The organism is Streptacidiphilus sp. BW17 (genome assembly GCF_041262485.1).
GTDB lineage: Bacteria > Actinomycetota > Actinomycetes > Streptomycetales > Streptomycetaceae > Streptacidiphilus.
In genome coordinates, this window is record NZ_JBGCCR010000014.1 from 148892 (window position 1) to 175838 (window position 26947).

Annotated in this window: 22 protein-coding genes and 2 pseudogenes; 15 read left to right on the plus strand and 9 right to left on the minus strand. The window is 71.4% G+C overall.

Annotated elements, in window-relative coordinates:
- Positions 1-149 precede the first annotated feature (149 nt).
- The 6 genes and pseudogenes from alc to ABH940_RS19410 all read right to left on the minus strand — a co-directional run.
- Positions 150-1175, minus strand: a pseudogene (alc, locus tag ABH940_RS19385) (allantoicase); the annotation flags it as partial.
- Complete coding sequence (gene allB / locus ABH940_RS19390; protein WP_370105835.1) at positions 1172-2515, minus strand: allantoinase AllB; 1344 nt, start codon at positions 2513-2515, stop codon at positions 1172-1174. The pseudogene alc and the gene allB, both read right to left, overlap by 4 nt.
- Before the next feature lie 278 nt (positions 2516-2793).
- Complete coding sequence (locus tag ABH940_RS19395; RefSeq protein WP_370072740.1) at positions 2794-3948, minus strand: glycerate kinase; 1155 nt, start codon at positions 3946-3948, stop codon at positions 2794-2796.
- Between the two features lie 102 nt (positions 3949-4050).
- On the minus strand, positions 4051-5826 hold the full coding sequence (gene gcl / locus ABH940_RS19400) for a glyoxylate carboligase (protein ID WP_370072741.1): 1776 nt from the start codon (positions 5824-5826) through the stop codon (positions 4051-4053).
- Position 5827: 1 nt separating this feature from the next.
- Positions 5828-6748: pseudogene (locus ABH940_RS19405) on the minus strand (2-hydroxy-3-oxopropionate reductase); the annotation flags it as partial.
- Between the two features lie 46 nt (positions 6749-6794).
- Positions 6795-7649, minus strand: coding sequence for a TIM barrel protein (locus ABH940_RS19410; protein WP_370072742.1), 855 nt, complete (start codon positions 7647-7649; stop codon positions 6795-6797).
- A 146-nt stretch (positions 7650-7795) separates the two neighbouring features.
- Between ABH940_RS19410 and ABH940_RS19415 the strand changes: the two genes are divergently transcribed.
- The 8 genes from ABH940_RS19415 (at position 7796) to ABH940_RS19450 (ending at position 14806) form a co-directional block, all read left to right on the plus strand.
- The gene (locus ABH940_RS19415; RefSeq protein WP_370072743.1) at positions 7796-8104 is read left to right on the plus strand and encodes a thiamine-binding protein; all 309 of its coding nucleotides are present in this window, start codon (positions 7796-7798) and stop codon (positions 8102-8104) included.
- Complete coding sequence (locus ABH940_RS19420; RefSeq protein WP_370072744.1) at positions 8101-8481, plus strand: helix-turn-helix domain-containing protein; 381 nt, start codon at positions 8101-8103, stop codon at positions 8479-8481. Before ABH940_RS19415 ends, ABH940_RS19420 begins: the two co-directional genes overlap by 4 nt.
- A gap of 136 nt (positions 8482-8617) precedes the next feature.
- The gene (gene uraD / locus ABH940_RS19425) at positions 8618-9133 is read left to right on the plus strand and encodes a 2-oxo-4-hydroxy-4-carboxy-5-ureidoimidazoline decarboxylase (protein ID WP_370072745.1); all 516 of its coding nucleotides are present in this window, start codon (positions 8618-8620) and stop codon (positions 9131-9133) included.
- 98 nt (positions 9134-9231) lie between these two features.
- Positions 9232-9546: a hydroxyisourate hydrolase gene (uraH, locus tag ABH940_RS19430; RefSeq protein WP_370072746.1), complete on the plus strand. Its 315-nt coding sequence runs from the start codon at positions 9232-9234 to the stop codon at positions 9544-9546.
- 4 nt (positions 9547-9550) lie between these two features.
- Entirely contained in the window at positions 9551-10465 is a 915-nt protein-coding gene (pucL, locus tag ABH940_RS19435) for a factor-independent urate hydroxylase (protein WP_370105836.1), read from the plus strand.
- A 164-nt stretch (positions 10466-10629) separates the two neighbouring features.
- A complete protein-coding gene (locus ABH940_RS19440) occupies positions 10630-12015 on the plus strand; it encodes an 8-oxoguanine deaminase (RefSeq protein ID WP_370105837.1) in 1386 nt (461 codons plus the stop codon).
- Between the two features lie 252 nt (positions 12016-12267).
- Entirely contained in the window at positions 12268-13758 is a 1491-nt protein-coding gene (locus ABH940_RS19445) for a hypothetical protein (RefSeq protein WP_370072750.1), read from the plus strand.
- Positions 13759-13852: 94 nt separating this feature from the next.
- On the plus strand, positions 13853-14806 hold the full coding sequence (locus ABH940_RS19450) for a zinc-binding alcohol dehydrogenase family protein (protein WP_370105838.1): 954 nt from the start codon (positions 13853-13855) through the stop codon (positions 14804-14806).
- Positions 14807-14919: 113 nt separating this feature from the next.
- Here ABH940_RS19450 and aceB read toward each other — a convergent pair whose 3' ends face one another.
- The gene (aceB, locus tag ABH940_RS19455; RefSeq protein WP_370105840.1) at positions 14920-16563 is read right to left on the minus strand and encodes a malate synthase A; all 1644 of its coding nucleotides are present in this window, start codon (positions 16561-16563) and stop codon (positions 14920-14922) included.
- A 157-nt stretch (positions 16564-16720) separates the two neighbouring features.
- Here aceB and ABH940_RS19460 point away from each other — a divergent pair, with 157 nt between their 5' ends.
- The gene (locus ABH940_RS19460; protein WP_370072753.1) at positions 16721-17536 is read left to right on the plus strand and encodes an IclR family transcriptional regulator; all 816 of its coding nucleotides are present in this window, start codon (positions 16721-16723) and stop codon (positions 17534-17536) included.
- Between the two features lie 33 nt (positions 17537-17569).
- On the opposite strand, the gene ABH940_RS19465 is transcribed toward ABH940_RS19460, so the two are convergent.
- Positions 17570-18196, minus strand: a complete 627-nt coding sequence (locus ABH940_RS19465; protein ID WP_370072754.1) for an NTP transferase domain-containing protein — start codon at positions 18194-18196, stop codon at positions 17570-17572.
- A 130-nt stretch (positions 18197-18326) separates the two neighbouring features.
- Between ABH940_RS19465 and moaA the strand changes: the two genes are divergently transcribed.
- From moaA to ABH940_RS19485, 4 genes are all read left to right on the plus strand, one after another.
- A complete protein-coding gene (gene moaA, locus ABH940_RS19470; RefSeq protein WP_370105842.1) occupies positions 18327-19355 on the plus strand; it encodes a GTP 3',8-cyclase MoaA in 1029 nt (342 codons plus the stop codon).
- Between the two features lie 234 nt (positions 19356-19589).
- On the plus strand, positions 19590-20378 hold the full coding sequence (locus ABH940_RS19475; RefSeq protein WP_370072756.1) for a hypothetical protein: 789 nt from the start codon (positions 19590-19592) through the stop codon (positions 20376-20378).
- Positions 20379-20467: 89 nt separating this feature from the next.
- Positions 20468-21250, plus strand: coding sequence for a hypothetical protein (locus tag ABH940_RS19480; RefSeq protein WP_370072757.1), 783 nt, complete (start codon positions 20468-20470; stop codon positions 21248-21250).
- A 162-nt stretch (positions 21251-21412) separates the two neighbouring features.
- Positions 21413-22396 (plus strand): DUF2637 domain-containing protein, encoded by a 984-nt coding sequence (locus tag ABH940_RS19485; protein WP_370072758.1) that lies wholly within the window; start codon positions 21413-21415, stop codon positions 22394-22396.
- A 64-nt stretch (positions 22397-22460) separates the two neighbouring features.
- On the opposite strand, the gene ABH940_RS19490 is transcribed toward ABH940_RS19485, so the two are convergent.
- Positions 22461-24605 (minus strand): SpoIIE family protein phosphatase, encoded by a 2145-nt coding sequence (locus tag ABH940_RS19490; protein WP_370072759.1) that lies wholly within the window; start codon positions 24603-24605, stop codon positions 22461-22463.
- A gap of 287 nt (positions 24606-24892) precedes the next feature.
- Here ABH940_RS19490 and galE point away from each other — a divergent pair, with 287 nt between their 5' ends.
- Positions 24893-25894 (plus strand): UDP-glucose 4-epimerase GalE, encoded by a 1002-nt coding sequence (galE, locus tag ABH940_RS19495; protein ID WP_370072760.1) that lies wholly within the window; start codon positions 24893-24895, stop codon positions 25892-25894.
- 183 nt (positions 25895-26077) lie between these two features.
- On the plus strand, positions 26078-26839 hold the full coding sequence (gene ureA, locus ABH940_RS19500) for an urease subunit gamma (RefSeq protein ID WP_370105844.1): 762 nt from the start codon (positions 26078-26080) through the stop codon (positions 26837-26839).
- Positions 26840-26947 lie beyond the last annotated feature (108 nt).

Sequence of the window (26947 nt, forward strand, 5' to 3'; positions counted from 1 at the left end):
TCGGCCGGCTGCAGCGCGGACTCGGCTGCGCGCACGGCCTCGGCGGTGGCCAGCGGACGCGCGGCGGTGAGCGCCTGCGCCTCGCCGGTGGTGAGGCCCGCCGCGGTGAGGGCCTGCTCGGCCTCGGTGGCGGACAGAAGGTTGAGCCAGCGCAACGCTTGCGCGGCACGACCGGCCCCGGTCAGCCGACCGGTGAGCCGGAGCCGGGCCACGCCGCCGTCGGGGTAGACGTCGAGGCGGGCGGCGGTCACGGCCGTACGCGGCTCGACGCGGACCTGGTGTCGGGTGTCGGGCTGCAGCCGGGTGCGCGGCAGCAGCTCGACCCACTCGCCGGTGGCGGCGTCCTTGCCCGAAATCGAGGCCCAGCCGGGGCAGTTGCCGACGAAGTGGGTGGTGTCGATCTCGACGCCGAGCACCTCGCCCTCGCTGACCAGGTCGAGCTCGACCCAGTCGTTGTCCTTGTTGCGACGGCGCCGGGTCTCCCAGCCCTCGCCCATCACGGCCGCGCGGCCGAGGGAGTTGAGGTTGTGCGGGGAGGAGAAGTAGCGGTCGGACGCGCCGGTGGCGACACCGCCGAACTCCTGGGCGGCCAGGTCGAAGGTGAGCCCGGCCAGGTCGCGCGGGTCGGCGACGACCTCGCCGTGGACCCGGAGGCGGGCCACGCCGCCGTCGGGCCAGATGTTGAGGCGGACGTGGGTGAAGCGCTGCTCGACGGAGACCGCGAACTCGTGGGCGGTGTCGCCCTTGAGCGCGGTGCGCGGCACGATCTCGGTCCACTCGGCGGCGGCGAGCTCCTCCGGCGAGGGGTTGCCCGGCACGGAGGCGGCCTCGACCGAGGCGGTCTCCGGGTAGTTGCCGGTGAAGTGCGCGGTGTCGACGATCACGCCGCGGATCACGCCGGCGGCGCCCAGGCGGACGATCGCCCAGTCGTGGTCGTCGTCGGTCGGGTGCGTCTGGTCGGCGCTCATGCCGCGACGGCGGCGGGTCTCCCAGCCGTCCATGATCTGGCCCTTGTGGCCGAAGGTGTGCGGGCGGAACTCGGCCGGCTTCGCGACGATCAGGTTCTCGCGCTCGGCGAACAGCTCGTCGTTGGCGGCGACCACGCCCGCGCCCAGCGACCGCGCCGCGAGGTTGACCAACTCGGTGAAAGAGGCGGGGCTCTGAATGTCGGTCATGCTTCTCCTCGGTTCAGCAGTCGGCCGGTCGGGGTGCCGGCGACGTCCACCGGCTCACCGCGGAGCCAGGTGGTGCGCACGACGCCGGAAAGCGAACGGCCTGCGTAAGGGGTCACGGGGTTGCGGTGGTGCAGTCCGGCCGGGTCGACGGTGAACTCGCCGTCGGGGTCGAAGGCCACCAGGTCGGCGTCCATGCCGGGGGCGATCGCGCCCTTGGTCGTCAGGCCGACGAAGGCCGCGGTTCCGGCGGACATCCAGCGGACGACGTCGGCGAGGCTGTGCCCGCGGCGGCGCGCTTCGGTCCAGATCGCCGGGAGGCCCAGCTGCAGCGAGGCGATGCCGCCCCAGGCGGCGGCGAAGTCGCCGTCGCCGCCGAAGCGCGGCAGGTGCTTGAGGTCCGGCGTGGAGGGCGAGTGGTCGGAGACGATCCCGACGAACTCGCCTGCGGCGAGCGCCTCCCACAGCTGGTCGCGGTTGGACTCGCTGCGGATCGGCGGACAGCACTTGAAGGCGGTGTCACCGGCCGGGACCTGCTCGGCGGCCAGGGTGAGGTAATGCGGGCACGTTTCTGCGGTCACCTGTACGCCCTCGGCGCGGGCGGCGCGCAGGAGCGGCAGAACGGCGGCGGACGACACGTGCAGGATGTGGATGCGGGCGCCGGTGCGCTTGGCGGCGGCGAGCAGACCGCTCACCGCGACGGTCTCGGCGTCGTCCGGCCGGGAGGCGAGGAAGTCCGCGTACTGCGGGCCGGGCGTCTGCGGGGCGGCGTCGAGGATCCGCGGGTCCTCGGCGTGGATGATCGCCAGCGCCCCGAGCCGCGCCTGCTCGGCGAGGGCCGCTTCCAGCTGCCCGGCGTTGAGGTGCGGGAACTCGTCCACTCCGGAGGGGGCGAGGAAGCTCTTGAACCCGAAGACGCCGGCCTCGTGCAGCGCGGCCAGGTCGCCGGTGTTGTCCGGGAGGGCGCCGCCCCACAGGCCGGTGTCGACGTAGAGCTGACCGTCGGTGGCCTTGCGCTTCGCCTCGAGGCCCGCGACCGTCGTGGTCGGCGGGATCGAGTTGAGCGGCATGTCGACGATCGTCGTCACCCCACCGGCCGCGGCGGCCCGGGTCGCGGTGGCGAAGCCTTCCCACTCGGTGCGGCCGGGCTCGTTGACGTGCACGTGGGTGTCGACGAGACCCGGGAGGAGGGCGACGTCGCCCAGGTCCACGATCTCGCCCAGGCCTTCAGCGGCTGCACCGTGGGCCAGGACCTCGACGATCCGTCCCTCGCTGACGACGACGTCGGCGGCGTTCTCGCCGTCCGGCAGGACGACGTGTCGGGAACGGAACACCGTGGTCAACTTGGGCCTCCTGATTGGGTTGCCGTGAGCCTATGGTCGCCTTCAACAAAACGTCAACGGTTTCTTTCAACGAGTTGTTGAAGGGTTGTTTCCGGACGGATTCGGGCGAACCTACGGATCCATCAGGGGCGCGAGGAACTGCGCGAGCGACCATCGAGTGCGGATGGTCCTGCTCGCACGGCGACTCACCACCCAGGATGGCTTGCCGCGCAGTTCCTCGCGCCCCTGAGGCAGTGCAACGAAAAGTCTGCGAAATATGCCCCGAAGGGGCGGTCGTCTCAGCCCGCGCCGAGGAGCTGGACGGCGAGCCGCTCCCCAGCCAGCTCCGCCAGTTCCGCGGCGCGGGTGAGACTGTCACCGCCGGGGCCGGCCAGCTCGGAGAGCGAAAGGGCAGCGACAAACCCCGCGGCGCGCCACTGTTCCTCACTGAGCTCCAGCAGGCCGGCCACGGCTGCGACCGGGACTCCCGCCCCGGTCGCCGCCTCGGCGACCCCGGCGGGCGCCTTTCCGTGCAGGGTCTGCACGTCCAGGCAACCTTCGCCGGTCACGACCAGGCGGGCTCCCCGCACCGCCCGGTCGAAGCCCAGGAGATCGAGCAGAAGCGCGATCCCGGGCCGTAGAGAGGCCCCCAAGAGGGCCAGCGCGCCGAAGCCGAGGCCGCCCGCGGCGCCCGCGCCGGGCGCGTCCCGCAGGTCGGAGCCGGTCAGCTTCGCGACATGGTCGGCCCAGTGGGCCAGTGCAGCGTCGAGCTCGGCGACGTCGTCCGGCGTCGCGCCCTTCTGCGGTCCGTAGACCGCGGGCGCGCCGCGCTCCCCGAGGAGGGGGTTGTCGACATCGCTGGCGACGACGAACTCGACGCCGGAGAGAGTGTCCGCCAGCGGACCCGGGTCGACCGAGTCCAGGCGGGCCAGTGCCGCTCCCCCGGGCGGCAGCTCCTGGCCGGTGGCGTCCAGCAGCCGCACGCCGAGCGCCTGGGCCAGGCCCGCGCCGCCGTCGGTGCAGGCGACGCCGCCCAGCCCGAGCACGATCTTCGTACAGCCGAGGTCGATGGCCCGGCGGATCAGTTGGCCGGTGCCGTAACTGCCCGCTGTGAGCGGGGCCTTGACCCCGCCAGGGAGCAGCTGCAGGCCGCTGGCCTGGGCCGCCTCGATCACCGCGGTCGTCTCCTGGACCGCGAAGACCGCCTCGACCTGCTCGCCGGTGGGACCGGAGACCAGCGTCGGCACAGCGGTGAAACCCGCCGCGACCGCCGCCAGGACCGTTCCCTCGCCGCCGTCGGCGACGGGCAGCGTGCGCACCTCGACGTCCGGACGGGCGCGCCGCACGCCGGCGGCGATGTGCTCCGCCGCCTCGGACCCGGTGAGGCTGCCCTTGAACTTGTCGGGCGCGATCACCACGTGGCCCTGTCCTCGGGTCGTGTGGTTCTGCGTCATGACAGCCTCACCTTCGTGTTCGGTGTTCATTGAGGAGTACCTCCCGGCGGCGCGGGCACGACCGGATGGATCACGCCGCCGGGAGGAGACTAGAACCGCGCGTCAGCCGCCGAGAAGAGCGGTGGGCGCGTCGCCGGGCTCGGTCGCGAGCTCCTCGAACTCGTTGACCTTGTCGATGTCGGCACCGGACATGGAGACGTTGGTGACCCGCTCCAGGATGACCTCGACGATGACCGGGACCTTGAACTCGGCGACCAGCTTCTTCGCCTGCTCCAGGGCGCCGGCGATCTCGCCGGGCTCGAAGACCCGGATCGCCTTGCAGCCCAGGCCCTCGGCGACCTTGACGTGGTCCACGCCGTAGCCGTTGACCTCGGGAGCGTTGATGTTGTCGAAGGACAGCTGGACGCAGTAGTCCATGTCGAAGTTGCGCTGCGCCTGACGGATCAGGCCCAGGTAGGCGTTGTTCACGACCACGTGGACGTAGCCGATGTTGAACTGCGCCCCGACCGCCAGCTCTTCGATCATGAACTGGAAGTCGTAGTCACCCGAGAGCGCGACGACGGTCTCGTCCGGCACCGCGGTGGCGACACCGAGCGCGGCCGGGACGGTCCAGCCCAGCGGGCCCGCCTGACCGGCGTTGATCCAGTGCCGCTCCTTGTAGACGTGGAGCATCTGCGCGGCCTGGATCTGCGAGAGGCCGATGGTGGTGACGTAGCGGGCGTCGCGCCCGAACGCCTTGTTCATCTCCTCGTAGACACGCTGCGGCTTGACCGGCACGTTGTCGAAGTGGGTCTTGCGCAGCAGCGTCGCCTTGCGCTCCTGGCAGGACGCGGCCCAGGTGCTGTAGTCCTTGAGCAGCGACGCCGCCTTGCGCTCCCGGGCGACCTGGACGAACAGCTCCAGGGCGGCCTTGGCGTCCGAGACGATGCCGTAGTCGGGGGCGAAGACGCGCCCGATCTGGGTCGGCTCGATGTCGACGTGGACGATCTTGCGACCGGCCGTGTAGATGTCGGTGTTGCCGGTGTGGCGGTTGGCCCAGCGGTTGCCGATGCCGATCACGAAGTCCGACTCCAGCAGCGTCGCATTGCCGTAGCGGTGCGAGGTCTGCAGGCCGACCATGCCCGCGGTGAGCGGGTGGTCGTCCGGAATGGTGCCCCAGCCCATCAGGGTCGGAACGACCGGGACGCCGGTCAGCTCGGCGAACTCGACCAGCAGGTCGGCCGCGTCGGCGTTGATGATGCCGCCACCGGCGACGATCAGCGGACGCTCGCTCGCCTGGAGCAGGTCGAGCGCCTTCTCCACCTGGGCACGGGTCGCGGACGGCTTGTAGACCGGCAGCGGCTCGTAGGTGTCGATGTCGAACTCGATCTCCGCCATCTGCACGTCGATCGGCAGGTCGATCAGGACCGGGCCGGGACGACCGGAGCGCATCAGGTGGAAGGCCTGCTGGAAGGCACCCGGCACCTGGGCCGGCTCCAGCACGGTGACGGCCATCTTCGTCAGCGGCTTCGCGATGGACGCGATGTCGACCGCCTGGAAGTCCTCCTTGTGCAGCTTGGCCACGGGGGCCTGGCCGGTGATGCAGAGGATCGGGATCGAGTCCGCGCTGGCGGAGTAGAGACCGGTGATCATGTCGGTCCCGGCCGGGCCCGAAGTCCCGATGCAGACACCGATGTTGCCGGCCTCGGCCCGGGTGTAGCCCTCGGCCATGTGGGACGCGCCCTCGACGTGGCGGGCCAGCGTGTGGTGCAGGCCGCCGCGCTTGCGCATCGCGGAGTAGAAGGGGTTGATCGCAGCGCCGGGCAGGCCGAACAGGTTGGTCGCGCCCTCACGCTTGAGGATCTCAACGGCGGCCTCGGCCGCGGTCATCCGTGCCATGTCACTTGACCTTTCCGGACAGGCGCTCCAGGTTGCGCAGCAGGGCGGAGTGGTCCAGCCCGCCGTCGCCGGCGTTGCGCATCGCGGTGATGAAGTCGGCGACCAGCGCCGCGGTGGGCAGCGGGACCTCGACGGCACGCGCGGCGGACAGCAGGTTGCCCATGTCCTTGTGGTGCAGGTCGAGGCGGAAGCCCGGCGCGAAGTCGCGCTTCAGGAAGTTGTTCTTCTTGCGGGTCAGCACGGTCGAGCCGGCCAGGCCGCCGTTGAGCACGTCGAGGGCGACCTCGAGGTCCACGCCGGACTTCTCCAGGAAGACCACGGCCTCGGCGCACGCCTGGATGTTGACGGCGACGATCAGCTGGTTGGCGACCTTGACGGTCTGGCCGGAGCCGGACGGGCCGACCAGGGCGACGGTGGTGCCCAGCACCTTCAGGACGGGCTCGGCCTCGTCGAAGTCGGCGCGCTCGCCACCGACCATGATCGAGAGCACGCCCTCGATGGCGCCGGCCTCGCCACCGGAGACGGGGGCGTCGATGGAACGCAGGCCCTTCTCCTTGGCGGCGGCGGCGACGCGCTGCGAGATCTGCGGGGTCACCGAGGACATGTCGATGAGGAGCGCACCGGCGGCGGCGTTGTCGAGCACGCCGTCCTCACCGAAGTACACGGCCTCGACCTGTGGGTCGGCCGGGACCATCGTGATGACGATCTCGGCGTCCTTGACGGCCTCGGCGATGGACGCCGCGCCCTTGCCGCCGTCGGCGATCAGCTTGTCGATCGGCGCCTGGACCAGGTTGTACCCGGTGACGCTGTGGCCGGCCTTGACGAGGTTGGCGGCCATCGGGCTGCCCATGATGCCGAGGCCGATGAAGGCGATCCGGCGCGAGGTGGTGCTCATTGGAGTTCTCCTCCGGGGGGAAGGTGCAAGTCGTGTGGTGCGCCGCGCCTGGGTTGCCGCGCGGCCGGCAAAGTCAGCGAGCGCTGCGGCGCAGCTCGCGCGGAAGCCACTCGAAGGAGTCGGCCGAGGCCACGCCCGCAACGGGCTTGTACTCCAGGCCGATGTAGCCTTCGTAACCAACGGCGTCCAACTGGCCCAGAAGGCCGGGGAAGTCGAGCTCACCCGAACCCGGGTAGTTGCGGCCCGGCACATCGGCGATCTGTACGTGGCCGATGCGGTCCGCGTAGTCCGCGATCACCGCGGCGAGGTCCTCGCCGTTGCGCGCCAGGTGGTACAGGTCGCAGAGGAACTTCGTGTTCCCGAGGCCGGTGGCCTTGTTGACCGCGTCCACCACCGCGACGGCGTCCTTCGACGACAGCAGCCCGTACTGCGGCGCCTCCGGCGCGTTCAGCGCCTCGACCAGCAGGACCGCGCCGATGCCGTGCGCGGCCTGCGCAGCCAGCGCGAGGTTCTCCAGGGCGAGTTCGTCCTGGACGCTCACCGGTACGTCGTCCACGCGGTTGCCGTAGAGCGCGTTGAGCGCCTTGCAGCCGAGGGAGTCGGCCAGGCCGACCGCCACCGCGATGTTGTCGCGGAACTGCTGCGAGTCGGCGGGACGCGACAGCAGGCCCTTGTCACCGCCGGCCATGTTGCCGGCGTCGAAGTTGAGGCCGGTCAGCTGGACGCCGGCGTCCACGAACGCGGAGCGCAGGGCGTCGAGGTCGGCCTGAGGCGGGGTGGGGCCGTCGAGGGTCCACCACAGTTCGGCGGCGTCGAAACCGGCGGCCTTGGCCGCGGCGGGACGCTCCACCAGCGGCAGCTCGGTGAAGAGGATCGAGAGGTTCACGGTCCAGCGCTGGCTCAGCCAGCTCTGCGCAGTGGCGGTCATGCCATCACCAGGTTCCACGAGTTCACGAGTTCCGCTGATTCCACTATGCGGAAGATGTTTTCTGCTTGACGAAACTATGCCACGAGCCTTCAACACTTTGTCAAGGGGATGGTCCGCAACTCGCGTTTCGCGGATACGCTTCGGGCGTGCGATTGAAGGTGGAGTTCACGACCGAGCCGTTCGAGCTGGACGGCTTTCCGGAACATGCGAAGACAGCCCGGCGCGTGGTCGACGACGCCGGGCTCAGCGTCGAGGTCGGCCCGTTCGGCACCAGTGCCGAGGGCGAGCGCGAGCAGACGCTCGAGGCGATCGACCGCCTGGTGCGCGAGACCCTGGCCCACGGGGCCACCCGGATCTCGCTCCAGGTGAGCGTTCTTGCCGAGAACGGCGAGCCGCTTGCGGACGCCCCGACGACCCCGACGGATTCCACGGACAGCGGGGAGGGAGCGGGATGAACGGAGAGCAGCACCCGCTGGCGATAGCCATCAAGCCACTGCTCGACGCAGTGGGCGGCAGCGCGTTCGAGGTCGCCGAGGCGCGCCCCGACGACGTGCTGCTGGAGTGGGAGGGTTCTCCCGCCGTGGCGGTGCGCCTGCCCGGCCTGGAGAGTGCGCTCGACCGGCTGCTGGCGGACGTCAAGCGTCAGTTCGGCGGCGGCGAGCTGACCGAGCTGGACCGGGCAGGCAAGCAGCGCGTGGTCGCCCTACTGGAGGAGCGCGGCGCGTTCACGGTCCGGCACGGCGTGGAGACGGTGGCGGCGGCACTCGGCGTCAGCCGGTTCACCGTCTACAACTACCTCAACCGCCAGCAGACGAACGGAAAGCAGGACTGAGCCGGGGCGGTGCAGGGCGCGGACCCCGCGAGACGTCCCTTCGGGCGACAGCCCGGCGGTTTTATTCAACAAACTGTTGACGATCAGGGGTGGCGGCTCCTACGTTTCTCGTGGCACCCACTTTTGGAGGTCCCGAGTGACCCAACCCGCCACCCCGGCACCAACCTCCCTCGACCGCTTCAACGCGGCCGAGGACGGCGAGCTGGACGCTCTGCTGCTGGAGATCTGCTCCAGCCCCACCTGGGCCAAGCTGGTCCGGCTTTCCCGACCCTTCCGTGACCGGGTCGCCTTCCACAGCGCCAACGCCAACGCGATGGCCGCCCTGGGAGCGGGCGACCTGCACGACGCCATGGCCGGCCACGCCCGGATCGGCACGCCCAAGCAGGGCGACGCCACCTCCGAGCGCGAGCAGGCCGGCGTCCAGGGCGCCCAGCAGGAGCTGCTGGACTCCCTTGCGGCCGCGAACGCCTCCTACGAGGAGAAGTTCGGCCACGTCTTCCTGATCTGCGCCACCGGTCGCACCGCCGAGACCATGCTCGCGGCGCTGGGCGAGCGCTTCCCGAACGACCCCGACACCGAGCGGGAGATCGTCCGGGGCGAGCTCGGCAAGATCAACGACATTCGCATCGACCGCCTGCTCGACGAGAGCTGACGGTCCGCCACCCCCGGCGGTCCAGGGCCGTGCGGCCCGACGCCGCCGCCCCCGGCTGTCACCGGCCACCACCGCCCAGGCCATCCCGTGAGGACGACATGACCTCCATCTCCACCCATGTGCTGGACACCAGCTCCGGGAAGCCCGCGCAGGGCGTCCCGGTCGAGCTGGCCCAGCAGGTCGACGGCGCGTGGAAGGCCCTCGGGGCCTCCACCACCGACGCCGACGGCCGCTGCAAGGACCTTCCGGTCCCGGATCTCACCTCCGGCACCGTGCTGCGTCTCCGGTTCACCACCGCCGGCGCCTTCTTCCCCGAGGTCGTCATCGTCTTCGACGTCGACCCGGCCCAAGCCCACTACCACGTACCCCTGCTGCTCAATCCGTTCGGGTACTCCGTCTACCGAGGGAGCTAAAACCATGGCCCACGTGCTCGGCCAGAACCAGTACGGCAAGGCGGAGAACCGCGTCGTACGGATCACCCGCAACGGCAACCGCCACGAGATCCGGGACCTGAACGTCTCCGTCGCCCTCTCCGGCGACCTGGACGACGTCCACCTGACCGGCTCGAACGCGAACTGCCTGCCCACGGACACGACCAAGAACACCGTGTTCGCCTACGCCAAGAAGTTCGGCATCCAGTCGCCGGAGAACTTCGGCATACTCCTGGCCCGCCACTTCGTGGACGACACCCCGTCGATCCACCGCGCCCGGATCCGCGTCGAGGAGTACGTCTGGGACCGCATCGCGATCCCGGACAACAACGCCCGGTTCATCGGCAGCCAGGAGGTCGGCCACTCCTTCGTCCGCCGCAACACCGAGGTCCGCACCTCCGAGATCATCTACGACGGCACCGGCTTCCAGATCATCTCCGGTCTGAAGGACCTGGTCGTGATGAACTCCACCAACTCGGAGTTCTGGGGCTACATCAAGGACGAGTACACCACCCTCAAGGAGGCGTACGACCGGATCCTGGCCACCCAGGTCACCGCGCGCTGGAAGTTCGGCTTCACCGGCGTCGACAACGAGGCGGAGCCCAACTGGGACCGCTCCTACGCGCAGGTGCGCAAGCACATGCTGGAGGCCTTCGCGGAGACCTACTCGTACTCGCTGCAGCAGACCCTGTACTCCATGGGCACCCGGGTGCTGAACAACCGCTCCGAGGTCGACGAGGTCCGCCTCGAGCTGCCGAACAAGCACCACTTCCTCGTGGATCTGGACCCGTTCGGTATGGAGAACGACAACGAGGTCTACTACGCTGCAGACCGGATGTACGGTCTCATCGAGGGCTCCGTGCACCGCGAGGGCGTCACCCCGGTCATCCCGGTGGCCTGACCCTCCCGACAACCGAAGAGCTCGACCCCAGGGATTCTCCCGCCGTCCCGCCCTGGGCAGCACCACCCGACGGCGGTATCCCTTCCAAGGGCGAGAGCGCAGCGGGCAGCGGCACCGAGAAGCCACGCCCCTGCGCCTCCCGAAGCCGCCGAGGAGCACCACAGATGACCGATCCCACCGCAGGCCGCCAGGTCGAGCGCATCGTCATCGAGAACGCCGCGATCGCCACCGTGGACGCGCTGGACACCGAGTACACGCGTGGCCACGTCGTGATCGCCGACAACGTGATCGAGTCCGTGGGCGAGGGCCCCGCCCCCGCATGGCTCGACAACGTCGTCCGCCGGATCAACGCCGAGGGGCACCTGGTCACCCCCGGTCTGGTCAACACGCACCACCACTTCTACCAGTGGATCACCCGCGGCCTCGCCCAGGACAACATCCTGTTCGACTGGCTGGTCGCGCTCTACCCGACCTGGTCGCGGATCGACGCCAAGCTCGTCCACGCCGCCACCCAGGGTTCGGCCGCCGCGCTGCTCAAGTCCGGCTGTACCACCGCCTCGGACCACCACTACGTGTTCCCGCAGGACGGCGGTGACATCCTCGGCGCCTCGATCGAGGGCGTCGCCGAGCTCGGCATGCGCTTCACCGCGCTGCGCGGCTCGATGTCCCGCGGCAAGAGCGACGGCGGCCTGCCGCCGGACCACGCGGTGGAGAAGACCGAGGAGATCCTGATCGCCTCCGAGGCGGCCGTAGACAAGTGGCACGACGCCTCCTTCGGCTCGATGCTGCACGTCGCCATCGCCCCCTGCTCGCCGTTCTCGGTGACCACGGAGCTGATGAAGGAGGCCGCCGAGCTGGCCCGACGCAAGGGCGTCCGACTGCACACCCACGGCTCGGAGACGGCCGAGGAGGAGCAGTTCTGCAAGGAGCTGTTCGGCATGGGCCCGACCGACTACTTCGAGTCGGTCGGCTGGCTCGGTGAGGACGTGTGGATGGCGCACTGCGTCCACATGAACGACTCCGACATCAAGAAGTTCGCCGAGACCGGCACCGGCGTCGCGCACTGCCCGTCCTCCAACGCCCGTCTCGCGGCCGGCATCGCCCGCGTCCCCGACATGCTGGCGGCCGGCGTACCGGTCGGCCTGGGCGTCGACGGCACCGCCTCCAACGAGTCCGGCGAGCTCGGCACCGAGCTGCGCAACGCGCTGCTGATCAACCGCCTCCACGGCCGCCCCGACGCGCTCACCGCGCGCCAGACGCTGCGCCTCGGCACCATGGGCGGCGCCCGCGTGCTGGGCCGCCAGGCCGAGATCGGCTCCGTCGAGGTCGGCAAGCTGGCCGACCTGGCGCTGTGGAAGGTCGACGGCATCATGCACTCGTCGATCGCCGACCCGGTCGCCGCGCTGGTCATGGGCGCGCTGCCGCCGCTCTCCCTGCTGCTGGTCAACGGCCGTCCGGTCGTCGAGAACGGCACGCTCACCCGGGTGAACGAGGACCGCATCGCCAAGGCCTGCGCCGACGCGGCCAAGGAGCTCGCCTCGCGCGGCTGATCCGGCCGCGTCGCCTCTCCCTTCGCACCACCTCTGAACTGGCACCACCTCTCTGAACTCCGGGCGCGCGCTGGGACGGTGCGCGGCCCGGGCTCCTCCGCACGCTCGCCGTGCGGAGGACCGGAGCCCCGGACCCACGGCGAGGGTCCGGGGCTCCGGCGTGTGCGGGGCCTGTTCTCCAGGGGCCCCACCTGCGGGAAATCGCCCGGATGCGCGAGTGCGCGGGAAACGATCACTTGTCATGATGTGCCGGTGTCGCCTGCCAACCCCCTCCCCGAGCTCTGGCTGCGCGGCGCCGCCGCCAACCCCGCAGCTCCCACGGACGTGCTGCTGAGGATGCTCGACCCGGCAGCGCGCGAGGTGTGGCCCCTGCTCTGCGGGCAACGCGCACTGCCCGCGGACTTCGTCGAGGCGGCGGTCGTCCACCGGGACCGCGGCGTGCGCCGGGCCCTGGCCCGCAACCGGCACCTTCCGGCTGCGCAGCGCGGCCGACTGGTCGACGACCTGGACTCACTGGTCCGCGCATCCCTCGCCGCCGGGCCGCACCCCCGCCTGGGACCGGCCGAGCCGCTGCCGGACGACGTGCTGATCACCTTTCTCACCGCGCGGAACGACGACCCGAGCCGGCTGGTGACCGCCGACGAGATCCGGGATGACCTGGAGTTCTCCGGGCAGATTCCGCACGCCTTCCGCCGTCGGCTGCCCGACCACCCGGACCCCGTGCTGCGCGCCCGCGCCACCGGGCACTGGCTCTGGCTCACCCCGAAGCAGCGGGAGGCGCTGCTGGCGGACCCCGATCCGTCGGTCCGTCAGGCGGCACACGAGAACAGTCGCGTGCTCGACCCGGACGCCATGGCGGCAGATCTCGGGGAGCAGAACAGCCACCACCGGTCGTGGCTGCTCACCAACCACGCCGTCGCCCCCGCAGTGGCCGAGCGGTGTCTCGCCGAGGGACGGGACCTTTGGGCGCTCGCCTACAACCCGCACACCCCCGCCGACGCAGTCGCCCGGCTGGCCCGCTGTCCCAACCCAGAGGTGCGGGAGCGGGTTGCGGCCCGTGCCGATCTCGGTCCCGCACTGCTTGCCGAGCTCGCCGCCGACCCGGAGGAGGCGGTGCGGATCCGGGCGACCCGACACCCGCTGCCGCGCACCTGGCCGCAGCGGAACGCCATCGACCGGGTCGTCGGTCACTCGGCCGAGCAGGTCGGCTACGTCGGCGAGGCGTTCTTCGAACCGGACCCGAGCTGGTACGAGGCGTGCGCCGGATCCGAGCACCCGCTGCTCCGCCGGGTCGCGGCGACGTGTCACCAGCTCCCGGAGGCCGTCGTCGCGCGCCTGGCCGAGGACCCCGACGCGGACGTGCGGATCCTGCTGGCCTGCAACCATCCGCTCGCGCCGCCGTCCACCGTCTTGGAGGCGTTCCTCGCCGCGCCGCGCCTGCGCGCCTACCTTCGCACGCTCTCCCGGCTGCCGCGCACCGGGCTGGCCCACCTGCTCGACCACGCCGACCCCGAGGTGCGTGCGCTCGCCGCCGCCGATCCCACCCTGGCGAAGCCGCCGCTCGCCCTCCTCGACGACAGCAGCGAGCAGGTGCGCCGCGAGTTCGCCGCCAATCCGCTGCTGCCGCAGGACCTGCTGGTCGACCTGCTCGACCGGCCCGATAGCGCCGAGAGTGTCGCGGCCAACCCGGCGCAGCCCGCACCGAGGCTGCACGAGCTGCTCGACCGCTGTGGGCTGCCGTGAGCGGGTTCGGCAACAGACCGGTTCCCTCGCGACATACCAGCGAGTATGTTGGGCACCACTGAGTTACTTGCGGGTAGGTAGGGAGTCTGTGCACATGAAGGCGATCCAGATCACCGAGTTCGGCGGCCCCGAGGTCCTGCGCCTGGCCGAGGTGCCCGATCCGGAGCCGCAGCCGGGGCAGTTGCTGATCGAGGTGGACGGCTCCGGGGTCAACTACGCGGACACCCACGCCGTGGAGGACTCCTACCTGTCCCGCAGCACGCTGCCGATGATCCCGGGCGGCGAGGTCGTCGGCCGGGACCAGGACGGTCGCCGCGTCGTCGCGCTCACCGCCACCGGCGGCTACGCCGAACGCGCCTGCGCCTGGGCGCCGATGGCGACCGAGGTCCCGGACGAGGTCTCCGACGCCGCCGCGCTCGCCCTGGTCGTCCAGGGCCTCACGGCGTGGAACCTGCTGCGCACCTCGGCGCGGATCGCGCCCGGCGAGTCCGTCGTCGTCCACGCGGCGGCCGGAGGCACCGGCTCGCTCGCCGTCCAGCTGGCCCGCCGCTTCGGTGCGGGCCGGATCATCGCGACCGCGTCGACCAAGGAGAAGCGCGAACTCGCCCTCTCCCTCGGCGCGGACGAGGCGCTCGACGCGGACCCGGAGGGCCTCAAGGAGCGACTGGTCGAGGCCAACGGCGGCCAGAAGGTCGACATCGTACTGGAGATGACCGGCGGCCCGGTCTTCGACGCCTCGCTGGCCGCGCTGGCGCCGTTCGGCCGACTGGTCACCTACGGCCTGGCGTCCCGTCAGGACCCGCAGCCACTGAGCCCGGCCGCGCTGATGGGCCGCTCGCGCGCCGTCGTGGGCTTCTGGCTGATGCACGCGCTCGGCCGCGCCGACCTGCACGCGGAGCCGATGGCGGAGCTGCTGCGGCTGGTCGCGACGGGCGAGCTCAAGCCGCAGGTCGGCGGCACCTTCCCGCTGTCGGACGCGCGCCTGGTGCACGAGGCGCTCCGCTCCCGGGCCACCACGGGCAAGCTGGTGCTCGACCCGCGCCGCTGAGAGCTTCCGTCTCACGACATGCATATAAGCGGCGCCTCGCGCAGGACCTCCCCAGGTATGCGCGAGACGCCGCTGTTCTTGACCGGGACTACAGCCGGGCCCCTACAGCAGGGCTAGAGCAGGCTGTATCCCGGAAGCGTGAGGAAGTCCGCGAAGTCGGCCGCGAGCGAGACCTCCTCGAAGAGCCGCGCCGCGTCGGCCCAGCGGCCGGCCGCGAACGTCTCCTCGCCCAACTCGGCACGGAGCTCTGCGAGTTCGGTGGCGACGAGCTGACGGACCAGCTCCTCGGTGACCTTCTCGTCGGTGTCGGCGAGCACCACGTCGTTGTGGATCCACTGCCAGATCTGCGAGCGGGAGATCTCGGCGGTGGCGGCGTCCTCCATCATGTTGAAGATCGCCACCGCGCCCAGACCGCGCAGCCACGCCTCGATGTAGCGGATGCCGACCTGGACCGCGTTGTGCAGGCCGACGCGGGTGCAACTGCCGCCCGCCGCCGCGATGTCCAGCAGCTGTGCGCCGGTCACCTCGCCCGCGGGCACGACCTGCTTCTGGTTCGGCGCGTCCCCCAGAACCGCGTCGAACGCCGTGCGGCAGACCGGGACCAGGTCCGGGTGGGCCACCCAGGAGCCGTCGAAGCCGTTGGCGGCCTCACGGTCCTTGTCCGCCTGGACCTTCGTCAGGGCGGCGGCGTTGACCTCGGGGTCACGGCGGGAGGGGATGAAGGCGGCCATGCCGCCGATGGCGTGCGCACCGCGCCGGTGGCACGTCTGCACCAGGAGCTGGGTGTACGCGCGCATGAACGGCGAGGTCATGCCCACGCTGTTGCGGTCCGGCAGAACGTAGCGCTCACCGGCGTCGCGGAAGTTCTTGACGATGGAGAACAGGTAGTCCCAGCGGCCCGCGTTGAGGCCGGCGGCGTGCTCGCGCAGCTCGTAGAGGATCTCCTCCATCTCGAACGCGGCGGTGATCGTCTCGATCAGCACGGTCGCGCGGATGGTGCCGCGCGGGATCCCGAGCGCCGCCTGGGCGTGCGCGAAGACGTCGTTCCAGAGGCGCGCCTCCAGGTGGCTCTCGGTCTTCGGCAGGTAGAAGTACGGGCCGGAGTTGGGGTCCTGCTCGCCACGGGCCAGCAGTCGGGCGGCGTTGCGGAAGAAGTACAGGCCGAAGTCGAAGAACGCGCCGGCCACCGGCTCGCCGTCGACGGTGAGGTGGGCCTCCTCCAGGTGCCAGCCACGCGGGCGGACCACGATGGTGGCCAGCTCGGCGTCCGGCTTGAGCGCGTAGCTCTTGCCCTCGGGAGTGGTGAAGTCGATCTGCCGCGCGAGCGCGTCGGTGAGGTTGATCTGGCCCTCGACGACATTGCGCCAGCTCGGCGAGGTGGCGTCCTCGAAGTCGGCAAGCCAGACCTTGGCACCGGAGTTGAGGGCGTTGATCGCCATCTTCCGGTCGGTCGGACCGGTGATCTCGACGCGGCGGTCGTTCAGCGCGCGTGGCGCCGGGGCGACCTGCCACTCGGCGGCGCGGACACCCGCGGTCTCCGGAAGGAAGCCGAGCGTCCCGGTCTCGGCGATCCGGGCGCGACGCTCCTTCCGCAGTGCCAGCAGCTCACGGCGGCGGGGGTTGAAACGGCGGTGCAGATCGGCCACGAAGGCCAGTGCGGCCGGGGTCAGCACCTCGTCCCCACGGTCGACGTCCGGGCCGGTGACCTCGACCCCGGCGAGTGGAGGTTCGCTGACGGATTCCTGTGCTGCACCCATGGACACGGGCTCCTCGTTCAGACTCAGAAGATGCGGATGATCGAAAGCGCCCTGACGGTGCGCTTCGCTTCTGTAAGGTGGAGGCTAGTTTCCGCGATACAGAAATTCAACACTTTGTTGAGTTAGCTTGCCGCCCCCTGCCAGGAAGGCTGTTGTGGTGACGTCATCCACCCCGCTCGACGCCCAGGTCACACCGGGTGCCACCGCCGCCGACCGCGCCGGCGGCGTCCAGTCGGTCGAGCGCGCCTTCCAACTGCTCGAAGTGCTCGCCGAGGCCGGCGGCGTCAGCACGCTCAGCGACCTGGCCACGGCCTCGGGCCTGCCCATGCCCACGATCCACCGCCTGGTCCGCACGCTCGTACAGCAGGGGTACGTCCGTCAGGACACGGCTCGACGCTACACCTTGGGCCCGCGCCTGATCCGTCTCGGCGAGACGGCGGGTCGCCTGCTGGGCAGCTGGGCCCGGCCGTTCCTGGGCGAGCTGATGGAGACCACCGGCGAGACGGCGAACCTGGCGGTTCTGGAGGCGGGCGAGGTCGTCTACGTCGGCCAGGTGCCCTCACGGCACTCGATGCGGATGTTCACCGAGGTCGGCCGCAGGGTGCAGCCGCACTGCACCGCCGTCGGCAAGGTGCTGCTGGCGCAGCTCCCCCAGCACGAGGCCGTCGCCGTCCTCGGCACCGGCCCGCTTGCCGCGCACACCGTGCACACCGTGACCTCGCCGGTGGCGCTGCTCGACCAGTTCGAGGAGGCCCGGCGGGACGGCTATGCCGTGGACGACCAGGAGCAGGAGATCGGCGTGCGTTGCATCGCCGTCGTCGTCCCGGGCGCGCCGACACCGACAGCCCTCTCCATCTCCGGCCCGGAGGCGCGGGTGCGCGCCCTGGAATCCCGAGCGGGAGCGCGGGCGCTGATCCCGGAGATGAAGGAGATCGCTACGCGCCTCGGCGCTGCGCTCATGTCGAGCGGCTGAGCAAGCCTTCAGGCGCGGGGACGTTGCACTGGTTCAGAGCCCCGCGCCCCGCTGGGAGAGTGCGGCGAACTGTTCCGGGGTGTCGACATCGTCCGGGGCTGCCACGTCGCCGCACTCGACGAGGACCAACTCCCCCGCATGGGCTCGCAGGAGCCGCCGCGCGCCCGCGTCGCCGACCGCGCCCTCCCGCGCCTCCGCGAAGAAGCGGCGGGCGAGGTAGACGGGGTGGCCCCGCTCCCCCGCGTAGCTCGCCGCGGCCAACTCCGCGCCGCTGCCGAGGACTCGGCGGACCGCCTCCGCCGTGACGCCGGGGGTGTCGACCAGGCCGACCAGAACCCCGTCGATGCCCGCATCGTCCAAGCAGTCCAAGCCGTCCATGCCGCCCAGGCTGTCCAAGCCGTCCAGGCCTGCCCGCAGCGACGAACCCATCCCTGACGCCCAGTCCGGATTGAGGACGACCTCCGCGTCGCCCAACTCCGCGGTGCGCAACACCTCTTGCGCGGACGCGCCCAGCACGACGCGGAGCCGGGTGCAGCCGCCCGCCCGCAGCACGCCCAGTGCGTGCTCGATCATCGGGCGTCCCCGATAGGGCAACAGCGCCTTGGGTCGGTTGCCCATGCGGCGACCGCCGCCCGCCGCCAGGAGAAGTCCGGAGCTCATGCCTCAAGCATGGCGAACCGCACCGCCGCGCGGGCTTGGATGATCGTACGAGGAGGGCTCGCGCACCTGCGGCGTTCACCGGGGCTTCACCCGCTGGACCGGCGGTCGGTCCGGCGGTTCTACTGGGCCGATGCAGCGCACGATCCCCACCCATGCCGCACCCCTGCTGGACCGGTTCGGCCGGGTCCACACCGATCTGCGGGTGTCCCTGACCGACCGCTGCAACCTGCGCTGCACCTACTGCATGCCCGCCGAGGGCCTGGACTGGCTGCCCAAGCCGGACCTGCTGACCGACGACGAGCTGCTGCGGCTGGTGCGGATCGCCACGTCCCGCCTCGGCATCCGCTCACTGCGTCTCACCGGCGGCGAGCCGCTGCTGCGGCGCGGACTGCCGGAGTTGGTGGGCCGCTTCACCGCACTGCCGGACGCCCCGGAGCTGTCGCTGACCACCAACGGCATCGGGCTGGCCCGCCAGGCGCACGCGCTGCAGGCCGCGGGCCTCAGCCGGGTCAACGTCAGTCTGGACACGCTGCGCCGGGACCGGTTCCGTGAGATCACCCGGCGCGACCGGCTCGCCGACGTGCTCGACGGCCTCGCCGCCGCCCACGCGGCCGGGCTGGATCCGGTCAAGGTCAACGCCGTGCCGGTGCGCGGCGTCAACGACGACGAGATCACCGACCTCGCCGTCTGGGCGGTCGAGAACGGCTACCGGCTCCGGTTCATCGAGTCGATGCCGCTGGACGCGCAGGGTGCCTGGGACCGGGCGCGGATGGTCACCGCGGACGAGATCCTGCAGGAGCTCGGGCGCGTCTTCACGCTGCGCCCGGTGCCGCGCGCCGACGCGGGCCGGGACGCCAACGCGCCCGCCGAGCAGTGGCGGATCGAGGGCACGGACGCCGTCGTCGGCGTGATCGCCAGCGTCACCCGCCCGTTCTGCGGCGGCTGCGACCGGGTGCGGCTCACCGCCGACGGGCAGCTGCGCAACTGCCTCTTCGCGAGCGAGGAGTCCGACCTGCGCGCGCTGCTGCGGGGCGGCGCCGACGACGCGGAGGTCGAGGCCGCCTGGCGCGCCAGCGTCGCGGGCAAGGGACCGGGACATGCGATCAACAGCGCCGACTTCCGGCAGCCGGCACGCCCGATGTCGGCCATCGGCGGTTGAAGCCCGGGTGGAAGCGCCGGTCGAATCGGCGGTCGAATCTGTGGTGGACGCGGCGGTCGAGCGGAGCCGAAGGGCGCCCTGGAACATGCCGGATGACGTTGTCAGGTGATTCTGGCGAGCTTCCGCGTTCCGCTCGCGCCGAGGATGGGCGACCATGGAACCCCCACGGCGTCCCGTGCGTAGTCTGTTGTGACGGCGCCCGGTTGGCGCATCGAACGAAACGGACGGTCCCTCATGACAGGTACACCCAAGCCCGTCCGCTGTCCGTCCTGCCGCCGGGAACACGCGTACGAGCCGCCCGTCTTCCCGTGCCCGTGCGGGGCGGCGTTGAAGATCCCGCTGCTGCGCGGCGGCGTTCCGGTCCAGGTGCGGTTCCGCTCCTGGGAGGACTCCTGGCTGAGCATGCGCTGCCCCTCCTGCGGACGCTCCGAGCAGTGGCCGCAGCCCGAGTTCACGTGCAACTGTGGCGCGACCGTGCGGCTGCCCGTCGACACCGCGCGGCGGCCGACGCCGGTCAGCGGCGCGGTGCCGCCCGTGGCGCCGGTGCCGCCGATCGCGCCGGGGCGGCCGTCGCCGTCGCTGGGCGCGCAGGTCCAGTCCGGGCAGGGCGGCCCGCACCCGCGCGCGGTGGCGCGGAAGCCGTTCCTGCCGCACCCGGTGCGGACCTCCGACGACGCCGTGGTGGCGTCGGCCCGGTACCTGGAGTGGCTCGGCTTCGGCGAGCTGGAGGTCTCCGACTCCCAGGACCGCGAGGGCGTCTGCCTGCTCGGCACCACCATCGTGGCCCAGGTGGACACCTGGACCGAGCCGGCCGACCTGCGCGCCGTCGAGTGCCTCTGGCTCAACACCCTCCACGGGGACGAGCTGCAGCCGGCCATGTTCACCCTGGCCGGGTACTCGCTGGAGGCCCGCAACCGGGCCGACCAGTTGCTCGTCGCGCTCTTCGAACTGGACCTCACCGGCATGCCGCAGGCGGTCAACACCGCCGCACGTGAACTGGTACGCAACTCCTCGCGCCCGTGATCTGGTGCGCCTCGCCGCCCGCGTGTTGAATGACCGTCACCGAGGGCAACCAAAGGCGATCGACGACGGTCGCAGTGAGGGGCGATGGCGTGTCCTTGTCCGAACGGCGAGCGACCCAGCAGCGTACGGCCCGGCGGACAACAGGTGATCAGCAGGCGACCGGCGGGGGTGGGGACACGGACGAGCGGATCTGGTTGCTGCGGTCGCGCGGCTGCTGGGAGGCGGCGGCGGACCTGCTCGGCACCGGCCCCGCGGACGCGATCCAGCGCGCCGAACTGCTCATCGAGGCGGCCTTCTTCACCGGACACGGCTGGGACGAGGCGGAGGCCGCGCTGCGGGCCGCCGAGGCCGTCGCCCGGAGCAACCACGAACGGGCCGAGGCCGCCTGCGCCCGTGGCTTCCTCGCCTACGGCGCAACGCTGTTGAAGGTCCACGACCGCCTGGACGAGGCGAAGGCCGCGCTGGGCCGCTCCTCCGCGCTGCTGCCGCCGGACGACCCGTCCCGGCCGCTGCTGGACTTCCGCCGCGGCCTGATCGCCCACGCCCTGCTGGAGGACGTCACCTCCGCGCGCACCGCCTACCGCCGCGCCCACGCCGGCGCGGAGCAGCAGCAGGACGCGCACCTGCTCTCCTACACCTGGCGGCACCTGGCCGCGATCGCCCAGGAGGACGGCAACACGGCCGGGGCCCGGCACGGGTATGCGGAGTCGCTCCGGCTGCGCGAGGAGACCGGCTTCGCCATCGGCATCGCGCCCGCGCTGGCCACCCTCGCCGAGGTCTCCCCGGCGGCGGAGGCTGCACAACTGCGCGCGCAGGCGCAGCGGTTGGTGCGGGCCTTCTCGGGCACGCCGGTCTGGCTCACCTTCGACTGAGCCCGCCGTCGAGAAATGCGGTAATAGCACGATCAGACACGGCAGTTGCCAATCGTCACTCGTCCTGGTGTATCGGTCCCAAAACCACACGATCGACTCTTGGGCTCCGTAAGGATGGATCCGCCTCGGACGCCTACCGGGGTGGGAGGAGACGAGGCGACGATGAGAATGAGCGACAGTGCGCTGGGCTGGTTCCTCGCGCTCACAGCCATGCTGCTGCTGGTGGCGGTGCTGCTGATGGTGCTGCGGTCCCGGCTCGGCCGTGCCAAGTCCGAGGACAGCTGGGAACGCAGCGAGGAACGCCGGCTCCGCAAGGAGACGGTTTACGGATCCGCGTCCTACCTGCTGCTCTTCTGCTGCGCGGCGGTGGCCGGGGCGCTCTCCTTCCACGGCCTGGTCGGCTTCGGCGTGCAGAACCTCGGCCTCTCCGGCGGCTGGGAGTACCTGGTCCCGTTCGGTCTGGACGGCGCGGCCATGTTCTGCTCGGTGCTCGCGGTCCGCGAGGCCAGCCACGGCGACGCGGCACTCGGTTCCCGCAGCCTGGTCTGGATGTTCGCGGCGGCCTCCGCCTGGTTCAACTGGGTCCACGCCCCGCGCGGTATCGACCACAACGGCGCACCGCAGTTCTTCGCGGGCATGTCGCTCTCGGCGGCGATCCTCTTCGACCGCGCCCTCAAGCAGACCCGCAAGGCGGCGCTGCGCGAGCAGGGCCTGGTGCCGCGCCCGCTCCCCCAGATCCGCGTGGTCCGCTGGGTGCGCGCCCCGCGCGAGACGTACGCGGCGTGGTCGCTGATGCTGCTGGAGAACGTCCGCAGCCTGGACGAGGCCGTCGACGAGGTCCGCGAGGACCGCCGCACGAAGCTCCGCGAACGCGACGCGCGCAGGGGGGCTGCCGCTGCCGAGCCGCTCCGCGCGCTCGGCAGCGGCAACAACAACGGCGCGCCGCGCGGCCGGGTCCCGCAGTTGCCCAGGCCAGGGCTGCGGGAGTCGAACCCCGGGGAGCCCGCGATAGTGGCCTCTCCCGAGGCCCGGAACGGCGGGGTCTACGACCTCACCGCAGAGGACGACACGGTCACCATGCAGCGCCCGAACGCGTGGGATTCGCTGGAGCAGAAGCTCAAGGACCTGGAGAAGCTTTACGGCTGACGGTAAGTCCTTGGCGCGTACGGTCCGTCTTCGGCAGTGGGGAAGTTGCCCCTGGAGGTTGCAACTACTGCTCCGCACTCAGCAGTTCGAACCACATCCGCTTACCGCTGCCGTTGGGCTCGACGCCCCAGGCGTCGCTCAGCGCCTCGACCAGCATCAACCCGCGTCCGGACGACGCCTGCTCGCCAGGCGTCCTGCGCTTGGGCCACTGGTCCGACTCGTCCTCCACCTCGATCCGGAGGCGCAGTCGCCCGCTCTCCGAGTCGTGGAAGAGACGGGCCGTCAGCATCGCGTCGCGGTCCGTGTGGACGAGGGCGTTGGTGATCAGCTCCGAGGTCAGCAGTTCCACCGTGTCGGACAGGTCGCCGACGCCCCACCGCCGCGCCGCGTCGCGGAGCTCCGCGCGGAGCTCCGCGATCTGGTCGAGGTCGGCCTGGGCGATCCTGCGGCGCAGCTGCCGGCGGGCGCGGGTGTCCGCGGGGCCCTCCCAGCGGAGCAGCAGGAGGGCGATGTCGTCGTCCCGCTCGTGGCTGTCCGCTGCCGCGCAGGCGATCCGGTCGGCCAGCGCGCCGAGGTCCTTGTCCAGACCCGCACCGAGGTCCGCGCCCCGTGCGGCGAACACCCGCCGCAAGCGCTCCATACCCTCGTCGAGGTCGATCCTGCGGGTCTCGACCAGGCCGTCGGTACAGAGCAGCAGCACCTCGCCGGGGTCGAGGCCGAAGCGGGTGACCGGGTAGCCCTGCTCGGGGTCCACGCCCAGCGGCAGGCCGCCCGCGATGTGCTGCACGGTCGCACTGCCGTCGGCGCGACGGACCAGCGGGTCGAGGTGGCCCGCCCGGACGGCGTAGACGACGCCGTAGTCGACGTTGACCTCGGCGTAGAGGCAGGTGGCGAAGTGGCCGGTGTCCAGGTCCGCCAGGAAGCGTGACGCGCGGGACATCACCGCGGCCGGCGGGTGGCCCTCCGCCGCGTAGGCGCGCAGCGCGATCCGGAGCTGACCCATCACGCCCGCCGCATGCACGTCGTGGCCCTGCACGTCGCCGATGACCACGCCGACGTGGCCGCTGGGCAGCGGGACGACGTCGTACCAGTCGCCGCCGATCTGCAGGCCGGTCCCGGCCGGGAGGTAGCGGACGGCGCTGTCGAAGCCCGGCACCGGCGGGACCCGGCGCGGCAGCAGCACCCGCTGCAGGCCCGCGGCCAGCTCGTGCTCGGCGTCGTGGAGCCGGGCGCGGGCGAGGGACTGGGCGACCATGCCGCCCAGCGTGGTGAGCAGGGTCCGCTCCTCGTGGTCGAGGGCGTGGTCCTCGTCGAAGCTGACCAGGCAGACGCCGATCGGGCGGCCACTGGCCACCAGCGGCAGGAAGGCCCAGGCGTGCTTGGGGTGCCCGACGACGGGGGCCCAGGCGGCGGGGAACCGCTGCCGGTACTCATGCTGGCTGGCCAGAAAGACGGGCGTGCGGGTGCGCAGCGCGAGCGCCGCCGGATGGTCGGCGTCGAGCGGGACGTGGTCGTGCGGCGGACGGGAGTCACCGTCGTAGCCGGAGGCGGCGAGGATCTGGATCCTGCCGTTCTCCAGTACGGCCAGGATCAGCCCGTCCGGCGGGATGCCCGGCAACGGCAGCTCGGTGAAGACACGGGCGACATCGGCGGTGGTGACCGCCTCCGAGAGGGCCTTGGCGGCCTCGCGGATGAAGAGCGTGCGCTCCTCGCGGACGGTGGCGGCGCGGTCGGCGCGGCGGCGCTTGACGAGCTCGACGGTGGCGTCCCAGACGAAGCCGACCATATGGGCGGGCCTGCCGTCCTCGTCGGCCAGCACCCGGCCGCGGAAGCGGACTGCGTGCAGCTCGCCGCTGGGGAAGACGGTCCGGTAGTACGCGCCGCACTGGCCCAGCGAGGCGACGGCGCGTTCGACGCGACGGCGGACCACGACGGCGTCCTCGGGGTGGAGCAGCGCCAGGAACTGCTCGGCCGTGATCGCCGGTTCCTCGCCGTCGTCCGCGCCGCCTCCGGCGGGGCCGAGCTCCTCCAGACCGAGGATCGCCAGCGCGCGGTCGTCGCACACCAGCCGGTCGGCTCGGATGTCCCAGTCCCAGGAACCGATCCCGTTGGCCGCCATCGCGGGCTCCAACCAGTCCGGCGACTGGTTGGAGTACGGCGGCTGATGAGGCGGTTGCGGGAGCCGCGGCGGCTGCGGCCTAGGCGCCATCGTTCTCCTGCCCTGCGTCTGCGTAAGGGTGCGCAGCGAAGCGGTCCGGCCCGTTCGTCCGGCTGTCAGCGGGTAGGCGGGCGAACTGGGGTGAATATCCGGACTTCATCCTGTCGGATGAACGGGTAGGCGGCAATGGAGGCGCGCCCTTCCGTTCTCCGCAGGTGGGTCACCGGGCGATTTCCTCCCGATCACGGAACCATCACGAACTCCAGTTCGTCAGGACCGTCGAGGCGGGTTCACGGGGATGGAACCTGCTGGTGCACGAACAGAGGGGGAACGAACTGATGAAGGCACTGATCACCGGTGGAGCGGGTTTCATCGGCAGCACCGTCGCCTCAGCCTGCCTGGACGCGGGGATCACGCCGGTGATTCTGGACAGCCTGGTGACGGGACGGCGCGAGTTCACCGAGGGACGGGCGTTCTACGAGGGGGACATCGCCGACGGCGAGCTGGTCGACCAGGTCTTCGCCGACCACCCCGACATCGCGGCGACCATCCACTGCGCGGCCCTGATCGTGGTACCGGAGTCGGTGTCCGCCCCGCTGCACTACTACCGGGAGAACGTCGCCAAGACCGTCGCCCTGGTCGAGCACCTGCAGCGCAACGGCTGCGAGCGGCTGCTGTTCAGCTCGTCGGCGTCGATCTACCGGCCGGGCGAGGACTTCTCGGTGGACGAGACCTCCGAGCTCGACCCCCTCTCCCCCTACGCACGCACCAAGATGCTGACGGAGCTGATCTTCAAGGACACCGCCGAGGCCAGCTCGCTGCGGGTGCTGTCGCTGCGCTACTTCAACCCGATCGGTGCCGATCCGGCGCTGCGCACCGGCCTGCAGACGCCGGTCCCCTCGCACGCGCTGGGCAAACTGGTCCAGGCGCGGCGCGCGGACACACCGTTCCTGCTGACCGGCACCGACTGGCCGACTCGCGACGGTAGCGGCATCCGCGACTACGTCCACGTCTGGGACCTGGCGCGGGCCCATGTGGCGGCACTGGACCGCTTCGACGTGGTGCTGCCGCCGGACAGTGCGGGCTCCTACGAGGTGCTGAACCTGGGCACCGGGCGCGGCACCACCGTGCGCGAGCTGGTCGCGGCCTTCGAGGCGGTCACCGGCGACCGGATGTCGACCGAGGAGGCCCCGCGCCGCCCGGGAGACAACGCGGGCGCGTTCTCGCGCACGGCTAAGGCCGAGCAGCTGCTCGACTGGCGCGCGGAGCTGTCGCTGGAGCAGGGCATCGCCGACACCCTGGCCTGGTTCGAACGCCGCGAGGCGGTACTGGGGGCGTAGCCGCAGAGCCTTCGGCATCGAGTGAAGCACCCGTCCGGGCTGGTCCGGGCGGGTGCTTCCGCATGTCCGGGTGCTGGACGGGCTGGACACGGGGGCGTCCGCGAGGTTCAATTCCAGAAAAGTTTGAACGGCGTTCTAAACCACGACTGAACCCACCTGCCGACTCACCACCTGCGAGGAACCGTGCGACTGACACCGACGGAACGGGACCGGCTGTTGCTGTTCACCGCGGCAGAACTGGCCCGGGCGCGCCGCGCGCGTGGGTTGCGGCTGAATGTGCCGGAGGCGACGGCGTTGATTGCGGACACGGTGTGTGAGGCGGCTCGGGACGGGCGGCGGTTGGCGGAGGCGATCGAGGCCGGGCGCACGGTGTTGTCGGCCGGGGATGTGTTGCCGGGTGTGGTGGATGTGGTGACGACGCTTCAGGTGGAGGCGGTGTTCGAGGACGGGACGCGGTTGTGTGTGATCGACGACCCGTTCCGGGGTGAGGGCTCGCTGGGCGCGGATGCGCCGGGTGCCGCACTGCCGGGTGAGGGTGTCGGCTACGAGCCGGCGGAGCCGGTGGTGCTGGTGGTGGTGCGGAACACGGCGGTGGTACCGGTGACGGTGACCTCGCACTTCCACTTCTTCGAGGCCAACCCGCGGTTGGCGTTCGACCGGGCCGCGGCGTACGGGATGCGGTTGGCGGTTCCCGCGGGGTCCTCGGTGCGGTTCGATGCGGGTGCGGTGGTCGAGGTCGGGCTTGTGCCGATCGGCGGCGAGCGTGTCGCGGTCGGCTTCGCGGGGCTGGTCGACGGCCCGCTGGACGCGCCCGGCGCCCGGGAGGCCGCGCTGGAGAAGGCACGCGCCTGCGGCTACCTCACCAACTTCGAGCAGTCAGAGCAGGGTTCCGAGCGGTTCGAGCAGTCCCAGCAGTCCCAGCAGTCCGAGCAGGAGGAGTCCTGATGAGCGGCAGTGCTTTCGACGCGCAGGGCTGTCACGGGCGGCCGGGTCCGGTCGCGCCGTGGGGTGCGGCCGACCCGCACGACTACATCGCCGTCCACGGCCCCCGCG

Bases quoted from the DNA above. Each gene is read 5' to 3' on its own strand.
- ABH940_RS19395 (WP_370072740.1), bottom strand. From the start codon at position 3,948: ATGACGCAGAACCACACGACCCGAGGACAGGGCCACGTGGTGATCGCG.
- gcl (WP_370072741.1), bottom strand. From the start codon at position 5,826: ATGGCACGGATGACCGCGGCCGAGGCCGCCGTTGAGATCCTCAAGCGT.
- ABH940_RS19410 (WP_370072742.1), bottom strand. From the start codon at position 7,649: ATGACCGCCACTGCGCAGAGCTGGCTGAGCCAGCGCTGGACCGTGAAC.
- ABH940_RS19420 (WP_370072744.1), top strand. From the start codon at position 8,101: ATGAACGGAGAGCAGCACCCGCTGGCGATAGCCATCAAGCCACTGCTC.
- uraH (WP_370072746.1), top strand. From the start codon at position 9,232: ATGACCTCCATCTCCACCCATGTGCTGGACACCAGCTCCGGGAAGCCC.
- pucL (WP_370105836.1), top strand. From the start codon at position 9,551: ATGGCCCACGTGCTCGGCCAGAACCAGTACGGCAAGGCGGAGAACCGC.
- ABH940_RS19440 (WP_370105837.1), top strand. From the start codon at position 10,630: ATGACCGATCCCACCGCAGGCCGCCAGGTCGAGCGCATCGTCATCGAG.
- ABH940_RS19450 (WP_370105838.1), top strand. From the start codon at position 13,853: ATGAAGGCGATCCAGATCACCGAGTTCGGCGGCCCCGAGGTCCTGCGC.
- aceB (WP_370105840.1), bottom strand. From the start codon at position 16,563: ATGGGTGCAGCACAGGAATCCGTCAGCGAACCTCCACTCGCCGGGGTC.
- ABH940_RS19465 (WP_370072754.1), bottom strand. From the start codon at position 18,196: ATGAGCTCCGGACTTCTCCTGGCGGCGGGCGGCGGTCGCCGCATGGGC.
- moaA (WP_370105842.1), top strand. From the start codon at position 18,327: ATGCAGCGCACGATCCCCACCCATGCCGCACCCCTGCTGGACCGGTTC.
- ABH940_RS19475 (WP_370072756.1), top strand. From the start codon at position 19,590: ATGACAGGTACACCCAAGCCCGTCCGCTGTCCGTCCTGCCGCCGGGAA.
- ABH940_RS19485 (WP_370072758.1), top strand. From the start codon at position 21,413: ATGAGAATGAGCGACAGTGCGCTGGGCTGGTTCCTCGCGCTCACAGCC.
- ABH940_RS19490 (WP_370072759.1), bottom strand. From the start codon at position 24,605: ATGGCGCCTAGGCCGCAGCCGCCGCGGCTCCCGCAACCGCCTCATCAG.
- galE (WP_370072760.1), top strand. From the start codon at position 24,893: ATGAAGGCACTGATCACCGGTGGAGCGGGTTTCATCGGCAGCACCGTC.